Below are 796 nucleotides of genomic sequence, written 5' to 3'. Positions count from 1 at the left end.
TCACGTGCCCCGCACTACTCGGGATCCGTCTCGGAGAGAACACAGTTTAGGCTACAGGGCTTTTACCTCTATCGCGGGCCTTTCCAGACCTCTTCACCTACCATCTTCCTTTGTAACTCCATGTGAGACGTCCCACAACCCCAAGAGGCAAGCCCCTTGGTTTAGGCTGTTCCGCGTTCGCTCGCCGCTACTGACGGAATCACTATTGTTTTCTCTTCCTCAGGGTACTTAGATGTTTCAGTTCCCCTGGTCTGCCTCTGCATTTCCTATGTATTCAGAAATGAGTAACTGCGAATTACCACAGCTGGGTTTCCCCATTCGGACACCCCCGGATCAAAGCTTGCTTACAGCTCCCCGAGGCAGTTTCGTTGTTCGCCACGTCCTTCGTCGGCTCCTGGCGCCTAGGCATCCTCCGTGTGCTCTTAGTAGCTTAACCAACGCTCCGGCGTTTCGCTTGTTTACACAATCGAAAACCTTCGCTTAGCATCACTAAAATATTGAAACTTGCTTACACAAGTTCAGCTTAAAGGAATGTTCTAAAACGCAAATTCATTTCGGTATCCAGTTTTCAAGGATCAAGTTTAAAGATGAGAGCTTAAACTCTCAAAACTGACCAACGAGTGAGTATTCGAACCCAAGGGTTCTATTTGTGGAAGCTTTAGCTTCCGATTTGAATGTCACCATTGCAGGTGACGATTCTCCATAGAAAGGAGGTGATCCAGCCGCACCTTCCGATACGGCTACCTTGTTACGACTTCACCCCAATCATCTACCCCACCTTCGGCGGCTGGCTCCC

General features: G+C 49.5%; 2 rRNA genes. Both read right to left on the bottom strand.

Annotated features, from left to right (window positions below):
* Positions 1-436, bottom strand: a 23S ribosomal RNA gene (locus tag ACFSX3_RS30650); the annotation flags it as partial.
* A gap of 270 nt (positions 437-706) precedes the next feature.
* A 16S ribosomal RNA gene (locus tag ACFSX3_RS30645) occupies positions 707-796 on the bottom strand; the annotation flags it as partial.

The organism is Paenibacillus rhizoplanae, assembly GCF_042684125.1.
Taxonomy (GTDB): Bacteria; Bacillota; Bacilli; order Paenibacillales; family Paenibacillaceae; genus Paenibacillus_AQ; species Paenibacillus_AQ rhizoplanae.
Note: the sequence above shows the minus strand (reverse complement) of the source record. Positions and strands in the feature narration are given on the sequence as shown.